Here is a 16825-nt window from a genome sequence, read left to right on the forward strand (position 1 = left end):
AAATGAACACCACCTTTCTTGTGGCTACTATACATCGAGTTTGAAAAGCAATCTGACATCTATCATTGTTAACTATCTATGTTATTGAGTTCTATACTATTGTTGTTTCTTATCTTCTTTTGTTGTCTATTGCAACAAGAACGTGTGCCGTTGAGGGGCAATGGATGAGTTCTTGGGTGCAACAGATATGCTGTTATTAAACAGGTTGAGAGATAAATCTTTTCTTTTGCTTAGCTCTCTCGATCCATTTTGGAACGATGGTGTCGAGGAACTTAGCTTTCTTTTGTTTCAATGCTTTCATATCTAAACCGATATAAGCTTGTGCTTTTGCCTTAGTTGAGATGTCTGGGAGAGGCACTTGACCTGTGAATCCATGCTTAGCAAGTACTCTTGCTATTTCAATTCGTGCACTCTTAGCATACGACATTGATTCTGCAAGGAGTCGCATCACCTCTTGTGGAGCATGGAAAGCAGCACCATGACTTGCTAAAGAATAGTCCCAACGCCATTGACTCTTGCGAATATCGTTTAGAGCAGTAGCCATTTCGCTTTCTGTTGCACCCTTCTTCCAAGCAAATTCAGCTTCTAAATGGGTGGTTGCAAGTTCTTTATTCACCTTAACAGCGAAGTCGTACACTTTCTTTTGACGCTCATAAACGTTCTGACGAAGTACTTCTGCATCTTGTCTGTGACATGTTTGACATGTTCTATCAATCTTTGCAAGAGGACTTTGCACATGGTGATCGGTGAATTTAATACCACCTTTTTGCATATAAGGCATGTGACAGTCTGCACAACTCACACCTCTTTGTCCGTGAATACCTTGTTTAAACAGATCATATCCTGGGTGTTGAGCCTTCAAAATCTTAGCCTTTGACAATGGATGAATATAATCGTAGAATCCAATACTATCGTAATATGCTTCAGCATCTTCGCATGTTAAGCCCTTATCTTGTGGGAACTTAAGATACTGATGGTTCTCTTTTTCAAAGTAATATTCGGTATGACATTGTGCACAAACAAGCGATCTCATTTCTTGATGACCTGCTTTTTTAACGTCTTTACCTGCTCTTTGCCATGCTTCATATAAGGCAGGACGAGCTGGTTTCAATTCCATTGTGCGTGCATCGTGACAATCAGAGCATCCAACAGTGTTCATATTCTCATCTCCCCACTCGCTCCATTTAGCTCCATAGAATGCTGCTACACCCTTTTCACGCATTAAACGTGGCACATCAGGACCCTTACAAGTCCAACAAGTACCTGGTTGTATGTCGGTATCATTATCTACTCCTGGGTTACCAGTACGCAAAATCTTACGCATATCTTCAAGAGCATGGCGGTGACCACGTGGAGTATTGTATTGTTTTGAGAAAGCATAGCCAGCCCAAATAATTACAATATCGGGATAAGCCTCTAGGATATCTCTCTCTTGTGAGCCGTTATACTTACTTTGAAACGTTGTATCTTCGGTCATTGCCCATGTTTCATACTCCATAGGAAAGTCCTCTTTGAACTTCTCATTCTGTGAAACTATAGAGTCTGTCATCGCTACTCGGCGATTATTAAAAATGCTTGCAACCTCTGCTCTGCGCTCTAATAGAGAGAAACAGATAAGTCCTAACACAAATACAACTAGCATGGAACCACCAAAAAGCATCCATCCTTTCCATTTCTTCAATTGCTTTGCCATATTCTTTTAGTTTTAGATTTCAAGTTATTATAATGATTGTTCGCTTTATTTTCTTTTTAAATTAAACGAATATACATTTTTATTCGTTTCTATTTAGTTATTACTTAAACTTTAGGTTTATCGCTTTAAGGCTTTTTGTAACCACTCTGGAACAGGATTTGGCGGCATTGGTACCTGTGTTTCTGCATTTGGTGTCTTGGTAAGAGAGTTCATTCCGCCATGTGGAACATCACGATGACAATCCCAACAAGCCATTCCTTCGCCTCGTTTAGCAGCCATATAATCAATTCGACCCGTTTTAACTGCTTCTTGATTTAACTGCGAGTGACATCTAATGCAATTGTCCATTATCACTTCTGAAGATGCTTCTTCAGCTCTAATGGCTTGACGTTCAGAATTAGTTACAAAGTAAGCAACATGCTTCATTCCGTCTTTTCCTTTGAAAAAATATTTCATTGCGATGTTTTGATGTGGCACATGACAATCATTACATGTTGCATTTCTACCATGAGAAGAATGCGACCATGTTGCATAATAAGGTGCCATGATGTGGCAATTGACACAAGCTCCAGGGTCGTCACTTATTAAATAGGTATGCAAACGCAAATAATAAGCAAAAACGAGGGCTAATCCTACAATAGTACCACTCATTACCAATGCAATAATCTTTTGGCGATAGGTAAATAAAGTATTCACTTTTATCAGCTTACGTATATCCATAGGCTAATTTATATGTTTATAGCGCAAATATAATATATTATTTTTAAAGTTGTATAAAAAATGGATATTTTTTTCCTCATTTATGAGGATAACGTGTAAATGATTCGTTATTAACTCGCTTTATCAAAGCCATTGAAACACAATTATATATTACCTTTTCGCAATATCTATCTAATTATCAATCAATTGCAATGCTTTTACACCTCAATAACACTGCTATTACAAGACAAAAGCAATGCTTTTATTTACACCCTGCTAATAAAAAATATTTCATTAGATAAAAGCACTATATATATTATTTGTACCTTTGCATTATAACAGTAAACAAAACAGATGAACAAATATATAACAAAACTTGTTACTTTACTGCCTTTCAAAAACTATTCGTTGAACGAACACGCACAGAAAAGACAGAAAGAACTACAAGAAGATTTTATTAAACAACTTTATAACCTTGGCGGTTCAATTTCGTTTGCAGATGCTTTTAAGCAGAAAAAGCTGTTGAACGTTACTCAAGACGAACTGGAAAAGGCAATAGGGGCTATTGTTTTAACAAAAGAGATTACAGCAAATGAGCAATTAGAGCTTACTGAAAAGGGCGAACAACACGCTCTTAAACTGATTAGAGCGCACCGCATTTACGAGCAATATCTTGCTGAACACTCTGGATATGCACCCACAGAATGGCACCAAAGGGCTAATCGTATGGAGCATGTCATATCAGATGAGGAACAAAGTCGCATTGCCTCTCTTTTAGGTAACCCTCTTTTCGACCCCCATGGCGACCCCATTCCCACTCAATCGCTCGCAATGATGCCTAACGATACTTGCGAATTGCCCTTGAAAGAGCACACCTGGTGGCGCATTACGCATGTAGAGGATGACAATAATAAGCTGTTTAAGCAGATTGCAGATTTGGGTTTAACCAAAGACTCAATGATTTATATCACCGAAATCAACAGCACCTCGTTCTCGTTTAGATACGAAGGCGAGCAGATGTGCCTACCTCTTGTTGCACTAGAGGCGATGAACAGGGTGGAAGTAACGAAGGAAGAAGCCGAGAGTATGCCTGAGACAAGGGCACAACGCCTAACAACTATTGAGGCAAACGAGCAAGCAACCATTGTGGGTTTGTCGCCTTCTTGTCGTGGAGCACTGCGCCGTAGGCTCATGGATTTGGGCTTTGTGAAAGGCAGTAGAATTGCTATTGACATGGAAAGTCCGATGAGAAATCCTATAGCTTACGTGGTTAGAGGCACAGCAATTGCCCTTCGACACGACCAAGCACAATACATTTTGATTCAAAACGTAAGAAAGGTGGCCAACGATGTGCAATAGAACATGCCTCAACGGCTCTGTTTTTCTATCGCCTCAACTCATTTCTCAGCTTACGAAAGAATTACAACTCTAAAGAATTTCATCCATGAACAAAATAACAAACAATAGTCCTTGCGCCAATTGCGCACAAGCAAACCTGCACACTTTGCAGCGAAAAGGAGCACAAGGAATACAATCTAAATATGTAATTGCACTGGCAGGCAACCCCAATACGGGTAAAAGTACGGTGTTTAATAGTCTTACTGGCTTGAAACAACACACAGGAAACTGGCCTGGAAAAACTGTAGGTAAGGCAGAAGGGTTCTTTGTTTATCAAGATGATGCCTATCGAATTGTGGACCTTCCTGGCACTTATTCGTTGTCATCTACGAGTGAAGACGAAGAAATTGCACGTGACTTTATTCTCTTTGGCAATCCTGATGTAACCGTGATGGTGGCAGATGCAACCCGATTAGAGCGCAATATGAACATGATTTTGCAGGTGTTGCAAATCACTAACAAAGCCGTTCTGTGCGTAAACTTGTTAGACGAGGCAAAAAGAAACAAGATTGAGGTGAATCTCAATGCACTTTCTCGTCGTTTAGGTATTCCTGTTGTGGGAGCATCGGCACGTTCTGGACAAGGAATAGACCAGCTTTTGGCAATGACAAGGGCTGTGGCTAAGGGCGAATATGTGTGCAAACCTCATCGAAGCATCCATCTTCCTGCTCAAACAAGCGCCCTTATTCAAGAATTATCGGATAAGATAAAGGAGACGTTTCCTGACATTCACAATGCCGAATGGATTGCTTTTAGACTAATTGAAAGCGATGCAAGCGTGCAAGAACGCTTTAGTAACGCTGAATTAAACGCCCTTGCAGAACGCATTCACTTGCAAATTGGCAATAACTTTCACGACCAATGGATGGAAGATATCTATGCACAAGCAGAAGAAATATGCCGAGAAGTGGTGCAACAAGGTAACGAACGAGGTAGACTTCCATTAGATATCAAGCTCGACCGCATTCTAACGCACCGTATTTGGGGCTTTCCTATCATGGTGGCACTACTCTGTTGTGTTTTTTGGCTCACGATAATAGGTTCTAACTACCCTTCTACTTGGATCAATGAGATATTGGTTGGCTTTGCACATCCACATCTTAGAGAGTTGTTTATGGCGATGCATTCGCCTGAATGGCTCACGGGTTTAATGGTAGATGGCGTGTATTTGGCTACGGCTTGGGTTGTGTCTGTGATGCTTCCACCGATGGCTATCTTCTTTCCTCTATTCACTTTACTAGAGGATTTCGGCTATCTTCCACGTGTTGCGTTTAACCTTGACGAGCTATTTCGTCGTTCGGGAGCGCACGGAAAGCAGGCTCTTACAATGAGTATGGGCTTTGGTTGTAATGCAGCAGGCGTGGTTTCTACTCGTATTATCGACAGTAGTAGAGAGCGACTCATTGCAATTATCACCAATAACTTTTCGCTTTGCAATGGTCGTTGGCCCACTCAAATCCTCCTTGCAACACTCTTTATAGGTGCAGCAGTGCCTTCGCAATATAGTAATGTGGTGGCTCTTTTGGCGGTGATGGCGGTTGTTTTGGCGGGAGTAGGCTTTATGTTTGGTAGCTCGTGGGTGCTTTCTAGAACGGTGTTGCGTGGCGAAGTATCGACATTTCACCTCGAATTGCCTCCTTATCGTCCACCTCAATTCTGGCAAACGCTCTACACCTCGGTCATAGATCGCACACTCATTGTGCTTTGGCGTGCTCTTATTTTCGCCGCTCCAGCAGGTGCTTTGATTTGGTTATGCTGTAATATCACTGTGGGCGACGTTAGTATTGCTCAGCACTTGATATCGTTTTTAGACGCTCCAGGGTGGCTAATGGGCTTAAATGGCGTTATTCTTTTGGCTTATATCTTAGCTATTCCTGCCAATGAGATTGTGATCCCAACGATATTAATGCTCACTATGCTGGTGTTAGGCCCTGCAGATTTCGCCTCATCGGGCGTGTTAATGGAAGGAACAGACGAGCAAACGAAAATGATTTTATTGAAAGGTGGTTGGAACTTGCTTACTGCTGTGTGCGTGATGGTGTTCTGTTTGTTGCATCACCCATGTAGTACAACGATTTATACGATATACAAAGAGACGAGAAGTGTGAAGTGGACGGCTCTTGCAACCTTGCTTCCGCTCTCCTTAGGTATCATCGTTACGATGCTCATCGCCTTTATTTGGCGTTTGGTGGCATAGAAAGTTACAACATATAAACATATTGCTCTCTAATGATTTCAAGTCGTTAGGGAGCTTTTTATGTATAGTCTTTTATCACAACACATCAATAATATAGCTCATTAAACTCTTTCTAAGGCGTTGAAACGATGTAGACAGGGAGAAGAAGGGACACATCGTTTTGAAGAAAGCACAGCAAAGATTTCGTAGGAATATAGAAATTGAAAAATAAACTCAATGCAATTAGTACGTAATAGCGGTGAGATTGGTGTGCAATTGCAATGCTTTTGGAACACAATTGCAATGGTTTTAGGACGCAAAAGGCTGTTCCTAGAAAAACAAGGAGATGACACGAAGAAAGGAAACAAGGGCTCAAAGCTTCTTAAAACTATCTTTACGGAGCTTTTATGGAATAGAACAAGGAGAAGAAATAAGAAAGAATACATCCAAATGTCGTTATTTTTTCGCTCGAATGTGTTTTGAGTATTTCTGTAAAGACATAAAACAAAATGAGAAGTGCCTGCGTTAAATAGGCATAAAAACAATATCTGCATTTATTTTTTTACCTATATTTGCAAAAAGACTATTACTTATTAAGCTGAAAAAGAGAATTTTCCTTTCTTTTATTCATGCTCTTTATCATACCATTTTATTAACCTATTAAACATAAAACAGATGGACAAAAATTTTCTAAAACTTATTCCTTTAAGTCTTTTGGCAATATTGATTGCATCTTCGTGCGCTAAAAAAGACTCTCCATCGCAAACAAACAATAGCGTAAGAAATCGTGTATATGCTTCTGAGGCCGAAGAGGCAAAGGCACTATTGCTTAGTGTTGAAGAACTAAGACAAATGCCTAAGGAAATAAGAATTAAACGAGCTGCTGCCCTTGCGCTGAAAAATTATGCCTTTTATAAAGACAGTGTATTTTACCTAAACATAAGCAAAGAGGACGCAAAAAAGCTCGGTGTTGACGAGGATCTTTATGAAGAGATTACACAAGAAATAAAGGAAACAAACAAACAAATTAAAGAATGCAATGCAAAAGGAGAAAAGGTAATAATAGATACTACTGAAGTTGACAATATAAATTGTAAAAAGAAACATGGATGATAGAGAAAAATTAATGGAGCTTTGCAGATACTACAAAGGCGAAAAAGAGAACCCATACAAGGAAGAACAAAACAAAGCTTGTCTTTGGTCGTATGAACGTGCGTGGCTATTGGAATTTACCAAACCACAATCACGATTGCTAATGTCGTACTTAAGCCAGTATACTGCTGTGGGACTTACTTGTTTTAGCACCGACGATAATGTACCTATTACATTGAAAGCTTTGTTGTTTAATAGATATGCAAGAACTCAGTATTCGAACTATGAAGCCGTAGAATCTTTTAAAAGATTCTATAATAAATATTATTTAGATATGTAAGAATTCTGTCTGCAAATTACATTCTAAACATTATATCGTTGCAAAATAATAAGTAATTTATTTGCTAAAAAGAAAACAGAGGTAGCATTCCCCATGGATTTAAACACGGGTTAGCTCATTCTGTTTTCTTTTTTATTATCTATCAACTACCCCAATGTGATATTTCCCAAACATTGTTTTCTATCTACGAATAATAAAATAAGGTGCGGACATAAATGTTGTTGCCGTTAAATAATTCAACAACTATAATCTGTTTCTTTTTTAGATGTACACGAATAGCAAAGGATATTCACGAAAAGAATATCTTTTAAAGGACTGATTGCGTAATAAAAAGAGTGGATTTTTTAGGACTTCTATATAAAAAAAGCCAGATATTTAAATCTGACTTGAGGATCTGTAACTTCTCGGGCTACTCTCAATGGTCGTATCTCCCATGTTGCAAATATAGCACTTTATTACATACGATCCAAATAAAATGCTATAAAAGTGTATCACAAGGCATTAATAATATAGTTCATTAAACTCTTTCTAAGGCGTTGAAATGATTCAGATAGAGCGAAGTAAGGGACAAAGTGTTTGAATGAAACACAGCAAAAATAGCAAAGGAATACAGCTATTGGGGCGCTGTGCGGTTCCTTTACCTCATCTTTCTGCTACAACAATGGGTAACGGAATGATGAATAAGGGTGCAGGGCGGTGTCTTTAGGCTCGATGTTCTATCTAATAAAAGAACGAGAGGGCATAAAATGAAAAAGGACACCTATCTTTCTCAGACAGGCATCCTTAGTCTATTTTAATTAAAGCAATATTAGTCGTTTAACTTTGCCATGATAAACTCACGGTTTAGACGAGCGATATTGGCAATAGATTCGTTCTTTGGACACTCTGCTTCGCATGCTTGAGTGTTTGTACAGTTACCGAATCCAAGTTCTTCCATCTTCAACATCATTGCCTTTGCACGACGTGCTGCTTCTGGTTTACCTTGTGGAAGAAGTGCAAGTTGACTTACCTTAGAACTTACAAACAACATTGCAGAACCGTTTTTACATGCTGCAACGCAAGCACCACAACCGATACATGTTGCGCAATCCATTGCTTCGTCGGCATCTTGCTTTGGAATGAGGATGCTGTTTGCATCTTGTGGTTGGCCTGTGCGTACTGTTACGTATCCACCTGCTTGTATAATCTTATCGAAAGCACCACGATCTACCATACAATCCTTAATTACTGGGAATGCAGCAGAACGCCATGGCTCTACGGTTATTACGTCTCCATCATTGAAACGGCGCATGTATAATTGGCAAGTTGTTGCTCCTGTAGCTGGTCCGTGTGGGTGTCCATTGATGTAAAGTGAACACATACCGCAGATACCTTCTCTACAATCGTGGTCGAACACAAATGGTTCTTTACCTTCTTCGATGAGTTGCTCATTCAAGATGTCGAGCATTTCGAGGAATGAAGTATCTGTAGGGATGTCCTTCATTTCGAATGAATCGAAGTGTCCTTTTGCCTTAGGACCATTCTGACGCCATACTTTTAGCGTGAAACTTATATTTTTTTCCATATGGGTTTTATAGCTTATTCGTTTAGAGTTGTTATGTCGACTTGAGTAACTACTGGGCTTTTGAGTGCTTTGTGCGCTACTGCTGTGCTCTAATGTTTGTGAGCAGTCGACATAAGATGCACTCGTTAACTTAATTACGACTTATAGTTACGTGTTTGAACTTTAATTGCTTCATACTCTAATGGCTCTTTGATAAGCTCTGGTTCTGCTGTATCGCAACCATTATATTTCCAGCATCCTACATAGAAATAGTTCTCGTCATCACGCTTAGCTTCTCCTTCTTCAGTCTGATATTCTTCACGGAAGTGTCCACCACAGCTTTCATTACGAGAGAGAGCGTCGTATGCTTCAAGTTCTCCCATGATGATAAAGTCACGAAGGTGAATGGCTTTGTCTAGCTCTACGTTAAGTCCTTCTTTGCTTCCAGGTATGAATAGGTTGGTATCGAACTCTTTTCTTAGTTCTTTCATCTTTGCAATACCTTCACGAAGTCCTTCTGCTGTACGACCCATTCCTACGTGTTCCCACATGATATGACCTAGTTCTTTGTGAATTGAGTCTACAGAACGTTTTCCTTGAATACCCATTAGGCGATCGATTTCTGCTTGAACTCCACGCTCTGCTTCTTCGAATTCAGGAAGATCTGTAGATAAACGAGGCCAAATTGCTTGATCTGCAAGATAGTTTTGGATGGTGTATGGAAGTACGAAGTAACCGTCTGCAAGACCTTGCATCAATGCTGAAGCACCTAAGCGGTTTGCTCCGTGGTCTGAGAAGTTACACTCTCCAATTGCGAACAAGCCTTCGATTGAAGTCATTAGCTCGTAATCAACCCAGATTCCACCCATTGTATAGTGGATTGCAGGATAGATCATCATTGGATTATAATACTTAACACCATTTATTTCGTTTGCTAATTCGCCTGGATTAACGTCTGTAATTTCTTCGTACATATCGAATAGGTTACCATAACGTTGTAGAATGGCATCTACTCCCAAGCGTTCAATACTTTCAGAGAAGTCAAGGAACACAGCAAGACCTGTGTTGTTTACACCGAATCCCTTATCGCAACGCTCTTTAGCAGCACGAGATGCTACGTCACGAGGTACCAAGTTACCGAACGCTGGATAGCGACGTTCAAGATAATAGTCACGATCTTCTTCTGGAATGTCAGAGCCTTTCTTTGTACCTGCTTGCAAAGCTTTAGCGTCTTCGATCTTCTTTGGAACCCAAATACGTCCGTCATTACGCAAAGATTCAGACATCAAGGTAAGCTTTGATTGCTTATCGCCGTGTACTGGAATACATGTTGGATGAATTTGAACGTATGATGGATTTGCAAAGTAAGCTCCCTTACGATAGCATTGGATTGCTGCTGTACAGTTACAACCCATCGCATTGGTAGAAAGGAAATAAGCATTACCATATCCTCCTGTTGCAATTACAACGGCATTTGCAGAGAAACGTTCTAGTTTACCTGTAACTAAGTTCTTTGCGATGATACCTCTTGCACGGCCATCAACAAGAACTACGTCTTCCATCTCATAACGAGTGTAAAGCTTTACCTTTCCTGCATTCACCTGACAGCTAAGCGCAGAGTAAGCACCAAGCAACAATTGCTGTCCTGTTTGTCCTTTTGCGTAGAATGTTCTACTTACTTGAGCTCCACCAAAAGAACGGTTTGCTAACATACCACCATACTCACGAGCAAAAGGAACACCTTGAGCTACGCACTGATCGATGATACTATTTGACACTTCTGCTAAACGATAAACGTTTGCTTCACGTGCTCTATAGTCGCCACCTTTAACTGTATCGTAGAAAAGACGATAAACTGAGTCGCCATCATTCTGATAGTTTTTAGCAGCATTGATACCTCCTTGCGCTGCAATAGAGTGCGCACGACGAGGCGAATCTTGTATACAAAAGTTAAGAACATTGAAGCCCATCTCGCCAAGAGATGCAGCTGCACTAGCTCCAGCCAATCCTGTTCCTACAACAATTACATCTAACTTTAATTTATTCTTGGGGTTAACCAAACGTTGATGCGCTTTATAATTGGTCCATTTCTCTGCTATAGGTCCTTCTGGAATCTTTGAATTTATCTGATTAGTCATAATCTTTAAATCTTAAAAGGAAGTAATTAAATTCTTACACACTAAATTAATGGCAGCATAAGCTAGGCGCACAGCCAAACGCAAACGCAAGAACTACAACAAGGAATCCTAACATTAAGATGGTAGAATATACCAAGCCAATTACTTGCCAACGCTTAAACCAAACCTTACCATTAACACCTAAGGTGTGCATTGCACTCCAAAATCCATGAGAAAGGTGTAACCAAATGGCAACAATCCATATAACATAAAGCACTACAAATACAGGATTTGCAAATGTGTCCTTAATGTATGCAAAGCCATCACTAGGAGAAAATTTCATTTCCATGTGCATTAGTTCTGCAAACATCATGTTGTACCAGAAGTTAAAGAGGTGCAATAATAAACCTAAAAGAATGATAATACCCAAAACAAGCATGTTTTGAGATGCCCATTCAACCTTTTTAGGTTTGTCTACTACTGCATATCGCTCGCTTCCACGTGCTCTTCTATTTTGAGCAGTTAAGATAAAAGCATACACAATATGCAACATTGCAAGTCCAGCTAGCCCCATTGTAGCTACAACAGCATACCAGTTGGCACCAAGAAACTCACATACCATATTATAAGCCTCGCCCGAGAATAACGCAACAAGGTTCATTGACATGTGAAAAGTCAAGAATAGAATAAGCGCAATGCCTGTTAAAGACATTATAACTTTTCTACCAATAGAGGATTTAAATAACCACATAATTGACTGAAAATTTATTATTTAATTGTTAGAATATATCCTATTGAGAGCTTAAAGCATATCTTTAAGTATTGTTCTATCTTCATTATACCCCCATTTGTAGGTATATGATTTATAAAACTGATTGCAAAAATACTATATTTTGATGATAAATCAAAGCTTTTGACTAAAAATCCAATTTTATTCTGTACTTTTGTGTGTTAATGTTTTTCGTGCTTCTACACGAAGATGTTTTATTTATGACACAACAGAAGATTATTATTTATAAAACAACTACTTAAAAACTAAAGGAGAGGTTGATTTCTTTTACATTTGAAAAGAACGTTGAAAGACTCACACCTATTTATATATTATACGAGAACATATTTAAGGATAAAACCAAAATAACAAGAATGAACTTCAAATATGATGTGATTGTTGTGGGCGGAGGACATGCAGGTAACGAGGCTGCAACCGCTGCTTCCAACATGGGAGCTAAGACTTGTCTAATCACTATCGACATGAATAAGATTGGACAGATGAGCTGTAACCCCGCAATCGGTGGCATTGCAAAAGGTCAGATTGTAAGAGAAATAGACGCATTAGGCGGACAAATGGGACTAATAACCGACGCAACGGCTATTCAATTCAGAATGTTGAACCGTGGAAAGGGTCCCGCCGTGTGGAGTCCACGTGCACAATGCGACCGAGAAAAGTTTATAACCAAATGGAAAGAAACTTTAGATAAAACTGAGAACCTCGACATTTGGCAAGATCAAGTAGACGAATTAATCGTTAAAAACAATGAGATCGTTGGCGTAAAAACTGTTTGGGGAGTTGAATTCACTGCAAAATGTGTCATTATCACTGCAGGAACATTCCTCAATGGCTTAATGCATATCGGACGAAGAACCTTCCCTGGAGGTAGATGCGCAGAGCCTGCCGTACCTCATCTCACTGAATGCATCAACCATTTGGGCATCCGTTCTGATCGAATGAAGACAGGAACACCCGTAAGAATCGATAAACGTTCGGTGCATTTCGATGAAATGGAGATCCAAGATGGCGACTTCGACTTCCATCAATTCAGCTATATGAATCTTCATAAGCCACTCAAACAATTGCCATGTTGGACATTCTACACTACCCCCGAAGCGCACATGGAGCTCAACAAGGGTATTGCCGACTCGCCATTGTTTAACGGACAAATTCAAAGTACAGGCCCAAGATACTGCCCTTCTATTGAAACCAAACTCGTAACATTCCCCGATAAAGACAAACATCCTTTATTCTTAGAGCCTGAAGGCACCGACACCAACGAGATGTATCTCAATGGTTTCTCTTCAAGTATGCCTTTCGAGGTGCAGTTAAACGCACTTCACAAAATCCCTGCGCTAAGAGATGCCAAGATTTATCGACCTGGTTACGCAATCGAATACGATTATTTCGACCCAACACAGCTTAAACATACTCTTGAAAGTAAGGTTGTAAAAGGACTTTACTTCGCTGGACAAGTAAACGGAACTACTGGCTATGAAGAGGCAGCAGGACAAGGTTTGGTTGCAGGTATCAACGCAGCTCTAAGATGTTTCTACAACGATAAGGAATTTATTATGAAACGAGACGAGAGCTATATTGGCGTTCTCATCGACGATTTAACAACCAAAGGTGTCGACGAACCTTATCGAATGTTTACCTCGAGAGCTGAATATAGAATTTTATTACGTCAAGATGATGCCGACTACAGATTAACTTCTAAGGCATTTGAATTGGGCATTGCTACTAAAGAGCGTTACGATTGGTGGAAACAGAAAGAAGAATCTATTTCTAAAATCATACAATTCTGCGATGAAACCAGCATAAAACCAAAAGAAATCAATGCAAGTTTAGAACGCTTAGGCACCACTCCAATCCACTCTTCTATTAAAATTTCGGATCTAATTGCTCGTCCTCAACTCACCATGAATAACCTAGCTGAAGTTATTCCCCATTTAAACGACATACTAAAAGCTGTCCCTAACAGACAGGCAGAAATCACCGAAGCAGCAGAGATAAGAATTAAATACAGAGGATATATCGAAAGAGAGCGAATCATTGCCGATAAAATGAGACGTCTAGAAGACATCAGAATTAAGGGAAGGTTTAATTATTCGCAACTTCATGAAATATCTACCGAAGGCAGACAGAAGCTCGAAAAGATCCAACCTGAAACACTAGCAGAAGCAAGTAGAATTCCTGGTGTGTCTCCAAGCGATATCAATGTACTCCTTATCTTATTGGGAAGATAACACAACTACAATAACGTTCGAATGCATCAATAACTTTATTCAATGCATTCGCAAGGCAAGAAAGAAACAGATATAAAACTATCACGAGACAAACATAAGTTTCACGTGAAACAAAAGATAAGAAATAACAATATAATTATTTGATAATGAACAACAAACTATTATTAGACAATCTGCGTTCAATTCCAGATTGGCCTATAAAGGGTGTCAACTTTAGAGATGTCACCACTCTATTTAAAAATGCAGAATGTTTAAAAACAATTGCCGATGAAATGTATGATCTTTACAAAGACAAGGGCATTACTAAGGTAGTTGGCATCGAAAGCCGTGGCTTTGTTATGAGTTCTGCTCTTGCCATCAAACTAAACGCTGGTATTGCGCTATGTAGAAAACCAGGAAAGCTACCTTGCGAAACCGTACAAGAAAGCTATGCGAAGGAATATGGCATTGATACTATCGAAATACATAAAGACGCAATAGAAGAAGGCGACGTGGTTTTACTTCACGATGACTTGCTTGCTACTGGCGGAACAATGAAAGCTGCATGCGATCTTGTTAGAAAATTCAAACCCAAAAAGATTTATTGTAATTTCATCATCGAACTCTTAGACGAAGGACTTAACGGCAGAGAGGTATTCGATAAAGACATCGAAATTACCACATTACTAAAACTTTAAGATAAGAAAGGATTGAATCGGTTTGCCAAACTTACAAAAGGCACCATTCAATCCTTTTATTATTCCCCACCCCTTTCTCGTCTTTTACAAGAAAGAAACAAACCTTTCATCGACAAGATGAACAATATGTGAAACTTTAACACACAACAACTTTTATGTATTATAGTTTCACGTGAAACACAAAATCATAAAAACTCTGATTTTAAAGGCATTGTAGTGCATGACAAAGGATAAAAAAGAAGAACGCATTAGCAAATTAAAAGGCATCGTACAAAGCATGCCTGAGAAGCCAGGTAGTTACCAATTCTACGATGAAAACAATGTTATTATATACGTAGGAAAGGCAAAACGCCTCAAAAGTCGTGTATCTTCGTATTTCCATAAAGAAGTAGATCGATTTAAGACAAAGGTTCTTGTAAGTAAAATTCACAACATTTCATATACCGTTGTCAACACCGAGGAAGACGCACTTCTACTCGAAAACAGCTTAATTAAGAAATACACACCACGCTATAACGTTCTACTTAAAGACGGAAAGACCTACCCCAGCATTTGTGTTACGCACGAATACTTTCCACGCATATTCAAAACCCGCACCATCAACCATAAAACGGGCACCTATTTTGGTCCTTTCACCAACGTAACAGCCCTCAAATCGCTTTTAGAACTCATCACCAAAATCTACAAGCCCCGTAGCTGTCAGCTTCCACTTACACCACAAGGCATCGCCAATAACAAGTTCAAATCGTGCTTAGAGTATCACATTCACAACTGCTTAGGGCCCTGCATTGGCAAGCAGACTATGGAAGATTACAATGAAAAGATTGCCCAAGCCAAAGAGATTCTCAAAGGAAACGTGCGCAAAACCAGTGCTGTTCTCTACGAAAAGATGATGCAGTTGGCAGAAGAAATGCGCTTTGAAGAAGCCCAAGAGCTTAAAAAACAATACGAACTGATTGCCTCGTTCGTTGCCAAAAGCGAGGTGGTTAGTCACACCATACGCAATGTAGATGTATTTAGCATTACGTATCACGACAACGAAAAAACGGCTTTCATCAACTACATTCACGTTAAAAATGGCACGATTAATCAGAGTTTCACCTACGAATATAAGCAAAAGGTGAACGAAACAAACGAAGAACTTTTGGTGAGTGCAATCCTCGAAATTCGCAATCGTTTTGCAAGCGAAGCGCAAGAGATTATTGTTCCTTTTGAAATAGATTGGCAATTAACCAACGCCTACTTCACTGTACCTCAAAGAGGGGATAAAAAGAAGCTCTTAGAGCTGTCGGAAATGAATGGAAAGCAATACAAATTCGACCGCATGAAGCAAGCCGAAAAGCTCAATCCCGAGCAGAAATACACCCGAATAATGAAAGAATTACAGAATCATTTACAGCTTTCTAAACTGCCATATCACATCGAATGCTTCGACAACTCAAACATTAGCGGAACAAATGCAGTGGCTGGGTGTGTGGTTTTCAAAGGAATGAAACCCTCGAAAAGCGACTATCGCAAGTATAACATCAAAACTGTGGTTGGACCTGATGATTATGCGTCGATGCAAGAAGTTGTTTATAGACGTTATAAGCGTATGATTGACGAGGGAAAGCCTCTACCCGACCTCATCATCACCGATGGCGGTAAGGGTCAAATGAGCGTTGTTCGAGAGGTGATTGAAGGGCAATTACACCTCCAAATTCCTATTGCTGGATTGGCAAAAGACAACCATCACCGCACCAACGAACTACTTTTTGGCGACCCTCCCATTGTTATTGGATTGAAGAATAACAGCGAATTATTTTTGGCTCTTATGCGCATTCAAGACGAGGTGCACCGCTATGCCATTTCCTTCCATAGAGACAAGCGTTCTAAAATAGCCCTACACTCTGAATTAGACAATATCAAAGGCGTTGGAACAAAGACCAAAGAGACTCTCATTGCTCAGTTTAAGAGCGTAAAGAAGATTAAAACTACTAGCTTAGAGCAACTTACAGAGGTTCTCGGAGCAAGTAAAGCCGCCATTGTGTTCAATCACTTCAACGAAAAAGAGCAAAAGAACCAAATTTAGC

The 16825-nt window shown here is 39.6% G+C and carries 14 protein-coding genes; 9 read left to right on the forward strand and 5 right to left on the reverse strand.

Going from position 1 to position 16825, the window contains the following annotated elements; all coding sequences use genetic code 11:
• Positions 1-196: 196 nt before the first annotated feature.
• Together nrfA and nrfH are read right to left on the reverse strand one after the other, a co-directional pair.
• Positions 197-1693: an ammonia-forming cytochrome c nitrite reductase gene (gene nrfA / locus HMPREF0669_RS07300; protein WP_009228121.1), complete on the reverse strand. Its 1497-nt coding sequence runs from the start codon at positions 1691-1693 to the stop codon at positions 197-199.
• Between the two features lie 117 nt (positions 1694-1810).
• Complete coding sequence (gene nrfH / locus HMPREF0669_RS07305) at positions 1811-2413, reverse strand: cytochrome c nitrite reductase small subunit (protein WP_009228120.1); 603 nt, start codon at positions 2411-2413, stop codon at positions 1811-1813.
• 333 nt (positions 2414-2746) lie between these two features.
• On the opposite strand from nrfH, the gene HMPREF0669_RS07310 reads away from it, so the two are divergent.
• The 6 genes from HMPREF0669_RS07310 (at position 2747) to HMPREF0669_RS10515 (ending at position 8104) form a co-directional block, all read left to right on the forward strand.
• A complete protein-coding gene (locus HMPREF0669_RS07310) occupies positions 2747-3751 on the forward strand; it encodes a metal-dependent transcriptional regulator (RefSeq protein WP_009228119.1) in 1005 nt (334 codons plus the stop codon).
• A gap of 85 nt (positions 3752-3836) precedes the next feature.
• Entirely contained in the window at positions 3837-5987 is a 2151-nt protein-coding gene (gene feoB, locus HMPREF0669_RS07315; protein ID WP_009228118.1) for a ferrous iron transport protein B, read from the forward strand.
• Between the two features lie 216 nt (positions 5988-6203).
• Positions 6204-6449: a hypothetical protein gene (locus HMPREF0669_RS07320; RefSeq protein ID WP_044045667.1), complete on the forward strand. Its 246-nt coding sequence runs from the start codon at positions 6204-6206 to the stop codon at positions 6447-6449.
• Between the two features lie 192 nt (positions 6450-6641).
• Complete coding sequence (locus HMPREF0669_RS07325) at positions 6642-7079, forward strand: hypothetical protein (RefSeq protein WP_009228117.1); 438 nt, start codon at positions 6642-6644, stop codon at positions 7077-7079.
• Positions 7072-7398, forward strand: coding sequence for a hypothetical protein (locus tag HMPREF0669_RS07330; RefSeq protein WP_009228116.1), 327 nt, complete (start codon positions 7072-7074; stop codon positions 7396-7398). Before HMPREF0669_RS07325 ends, HMPREF0669_RS07330 begins: the two co-directional genes overlap by 8 nt.
• Positions 7399-7978: 580 nt before the next feature.
• Positions 7979-8104, forward strand: coding sequence for a hypothetical protein (locus HMPREF0669_RS10515; RefSeq protein WP_255350762.1), 126 nt, complete (start codon positions 7979-7981; stop codon positions 8102-8104).
• Positions 8105-8206: 102 nt separating this feature from the next.
• Here HMPREF0669_RS10515 and HMPREF0669_RS07335 read toward each other — a convergent pair whose 3' ends face one another.
• The 3 genes from HMPREF0669_RS07335 to HMPREF0669_RS07345 form a co-directional block, all read right to left on the reverse strand.
• Entirely contained in the window at positions 8207-8962 is a 756-nt protein-coding gene (locus tag HMPREF0669_RS07335) for a succinate dehydrogenase/fumarate reductase iron-sulfur subunit (protein WP_009228115.1), read from the reverse strand.
• Positions 8963-9096: 134 nt separating this feature from the next.
• Positions 9097-11079 carry a fumarate reductase/succinate dehydrogenase flavoprotein subunit gene (locus HMPREF0669_RS07340; RefSeq protein WP_009228114.1) on the reverse strand — a complete coding sequence of 661 codons (1983 nt, stop codon included), beginning with the start codon at positions 11077-11079 and terminating at the stop codon, positions 9097-9099.
• 46 nt (positions 11080-11125) lie between these two features.
• Positions 11126-11809, reverse strand: coding sequence for a succinate dehydrogenase/fumarate reductase cytochrome b subunit (locus tag HMPREF0669_RS07345; protein WP_009228113.1), 684 nt, complete (start codon positions 11807-11809; stop codon positions 11126-11128).
• A gap of 392 nt (positions 11810-12201) precedes the next feature.
• Between HMPREF0669_RS07345 and mnmG the strand changes: the two genes are divergently transcribed.
• From mnmG to uvrC, 3 genes are all read left to right on the forward strand, one after another.
• Positions 12202-14076: a tRNA uridine-5-carboxymethylaminomethyl(34) synthesis enzyme MnmG gene (gene mnmG, locus HMPREF0669_RS07350; RefSeq protein WP_009228112.1), complete on the forward strand. Its 1875-nt coding sequence runs from the start codon at positions 12202-12204 to the stop codon at positions 14074-14076.
• Between the two features lie 146 nt (positions 14077-14222).
• Positions 14223-14753: an adenine phosphoribosyltransferase gene (locus HMPREF0669_RS07355; RefSeq protein WP_009228111.1), complete on the forward strand. Its 531-nt coding sequence runs from the start codon at positions 14223-14225 to the stop codon at positions 14751-14753.
• Positions 14754-14973: 220 nt separating this feature from the next.
• Positions 14974-16824, forward strand: coding sequence for an excinuclease ABC subunit UvrC (gene uvrC / locus HMPREF0669_RS07360; RefSeq protein ID WP_009228110.1), 1851 nt, complete (start codon positions 14974-14976; stop codon positions 16822-16824).
• The last annotated feature ends 1 nt before the right edge of the window (position 16825 follow it).

Origin of the sequence: Prevotella sp. oral taxon 299 str. F0039 (assembly GCF_000163055.2) — a bacterium.
GTDB lineage: Bacteria > Bacteroidota > Bacteroidia > Bacteroidales > Bacteroidaceae > Prevotella.

Bases quoted from the DNA above. Each gene is read 5' to 3' on its own strand.
- nrfA (WP_009228121.1), bottom strand. From the start codon at position 1,693: ATGGCAAAGCAATTGAAGAAATGGAAAGGATGGATGCTTTTTGGTGGT.
- nrfH (WP_009228120.1), bottom strand. From the start codon at position 2,413: ATGGATATACGTAAGCTGATAAAAGTGAATACTTTATTTACCTATCGC.
- HMPREF0669_RS07310 (WP_009228119.1), top strand. From the start codon at position 2,747: ATGAACAAATATATAACAAAACTTGTTACTTTACTGCCTTTCAAAAAC.
- feoB (WP_009228118.1), top strand. From the start codon at position 3,837: ATGAACAAAATAACAAACAATAGTCCTTGCGCCAATTGCGCACAAGCA.
- HMPREF0669_RS07320 (WP_044045667.1), top strand. From the start codon at position 6,204: ATGCAATTAGTACGTAATAGCGGTGAGATTGGTGTGCAATTGCAATGC.
- HMPREF0669_RS07325 (WP_009228117.1), top strand. From the start codon at position 6,642: ATGGACAAAAATTTTCTAAAACTTATTCCTTTAAGTCTTTTGGCAATA.
- HMPREF0669_RS07330 (WP_009228116.1), top strand. From the start codon at position 7,072: ATGGATGATAGAGAAAAATTAATGGAGCTTTGCAGATACTACAAAGGC.
- HMPREF0669_RS10515 (WP_255350762.1), top strand. From the start codon at position 7,979: ATGAAACACAGCAAAAATAGCAAAGGAATACAGCTATTGGGGCGCTGT.
- HMPREF0669_RS07335 (WP_009228115.1), bottom strand. From the start codon at position 8,962: ATGGAAAAAAATATAAGTTTCACGCTAAAAGTATGGCGTCAGAATGGT.
- HMPREF0669_RS07340 (WP_009228114.1), bottom strand. From the start codon at position 11,079: ATGACTAATCAGATAAATTCAAAGATTCCAGAAGGACCTATAGCAGAG.
- HMPREF0669_RS07345 (WP_009228113.1), bottom strand. From the start codon at position 11,809: ATGTGGTTATTTAAATCCTCTATTGGTAGAAAAGTTATAATGTCTTTA.
- mnmG (WP_009228112.1), top strand. From the start codon at position 12,202: ATGAACTTCAAATATGATGTGATTGTTGTGGGCGGAGGACATGCAGGT.
- HMPREF0669_RS07355 (WP_009228111.1), top strand. From the start codon at position 14,223: ATGAACAACAAACTATTATTAGACAATCTGCGTTCAATTCCAGATTGG.
- uvrC (WP_009228110.1), top strand. From the start codon at position 14,974: ATGACAAAGGATAAAAAAGAAGAACGCATTAGCAAATTAAAAGGCATC.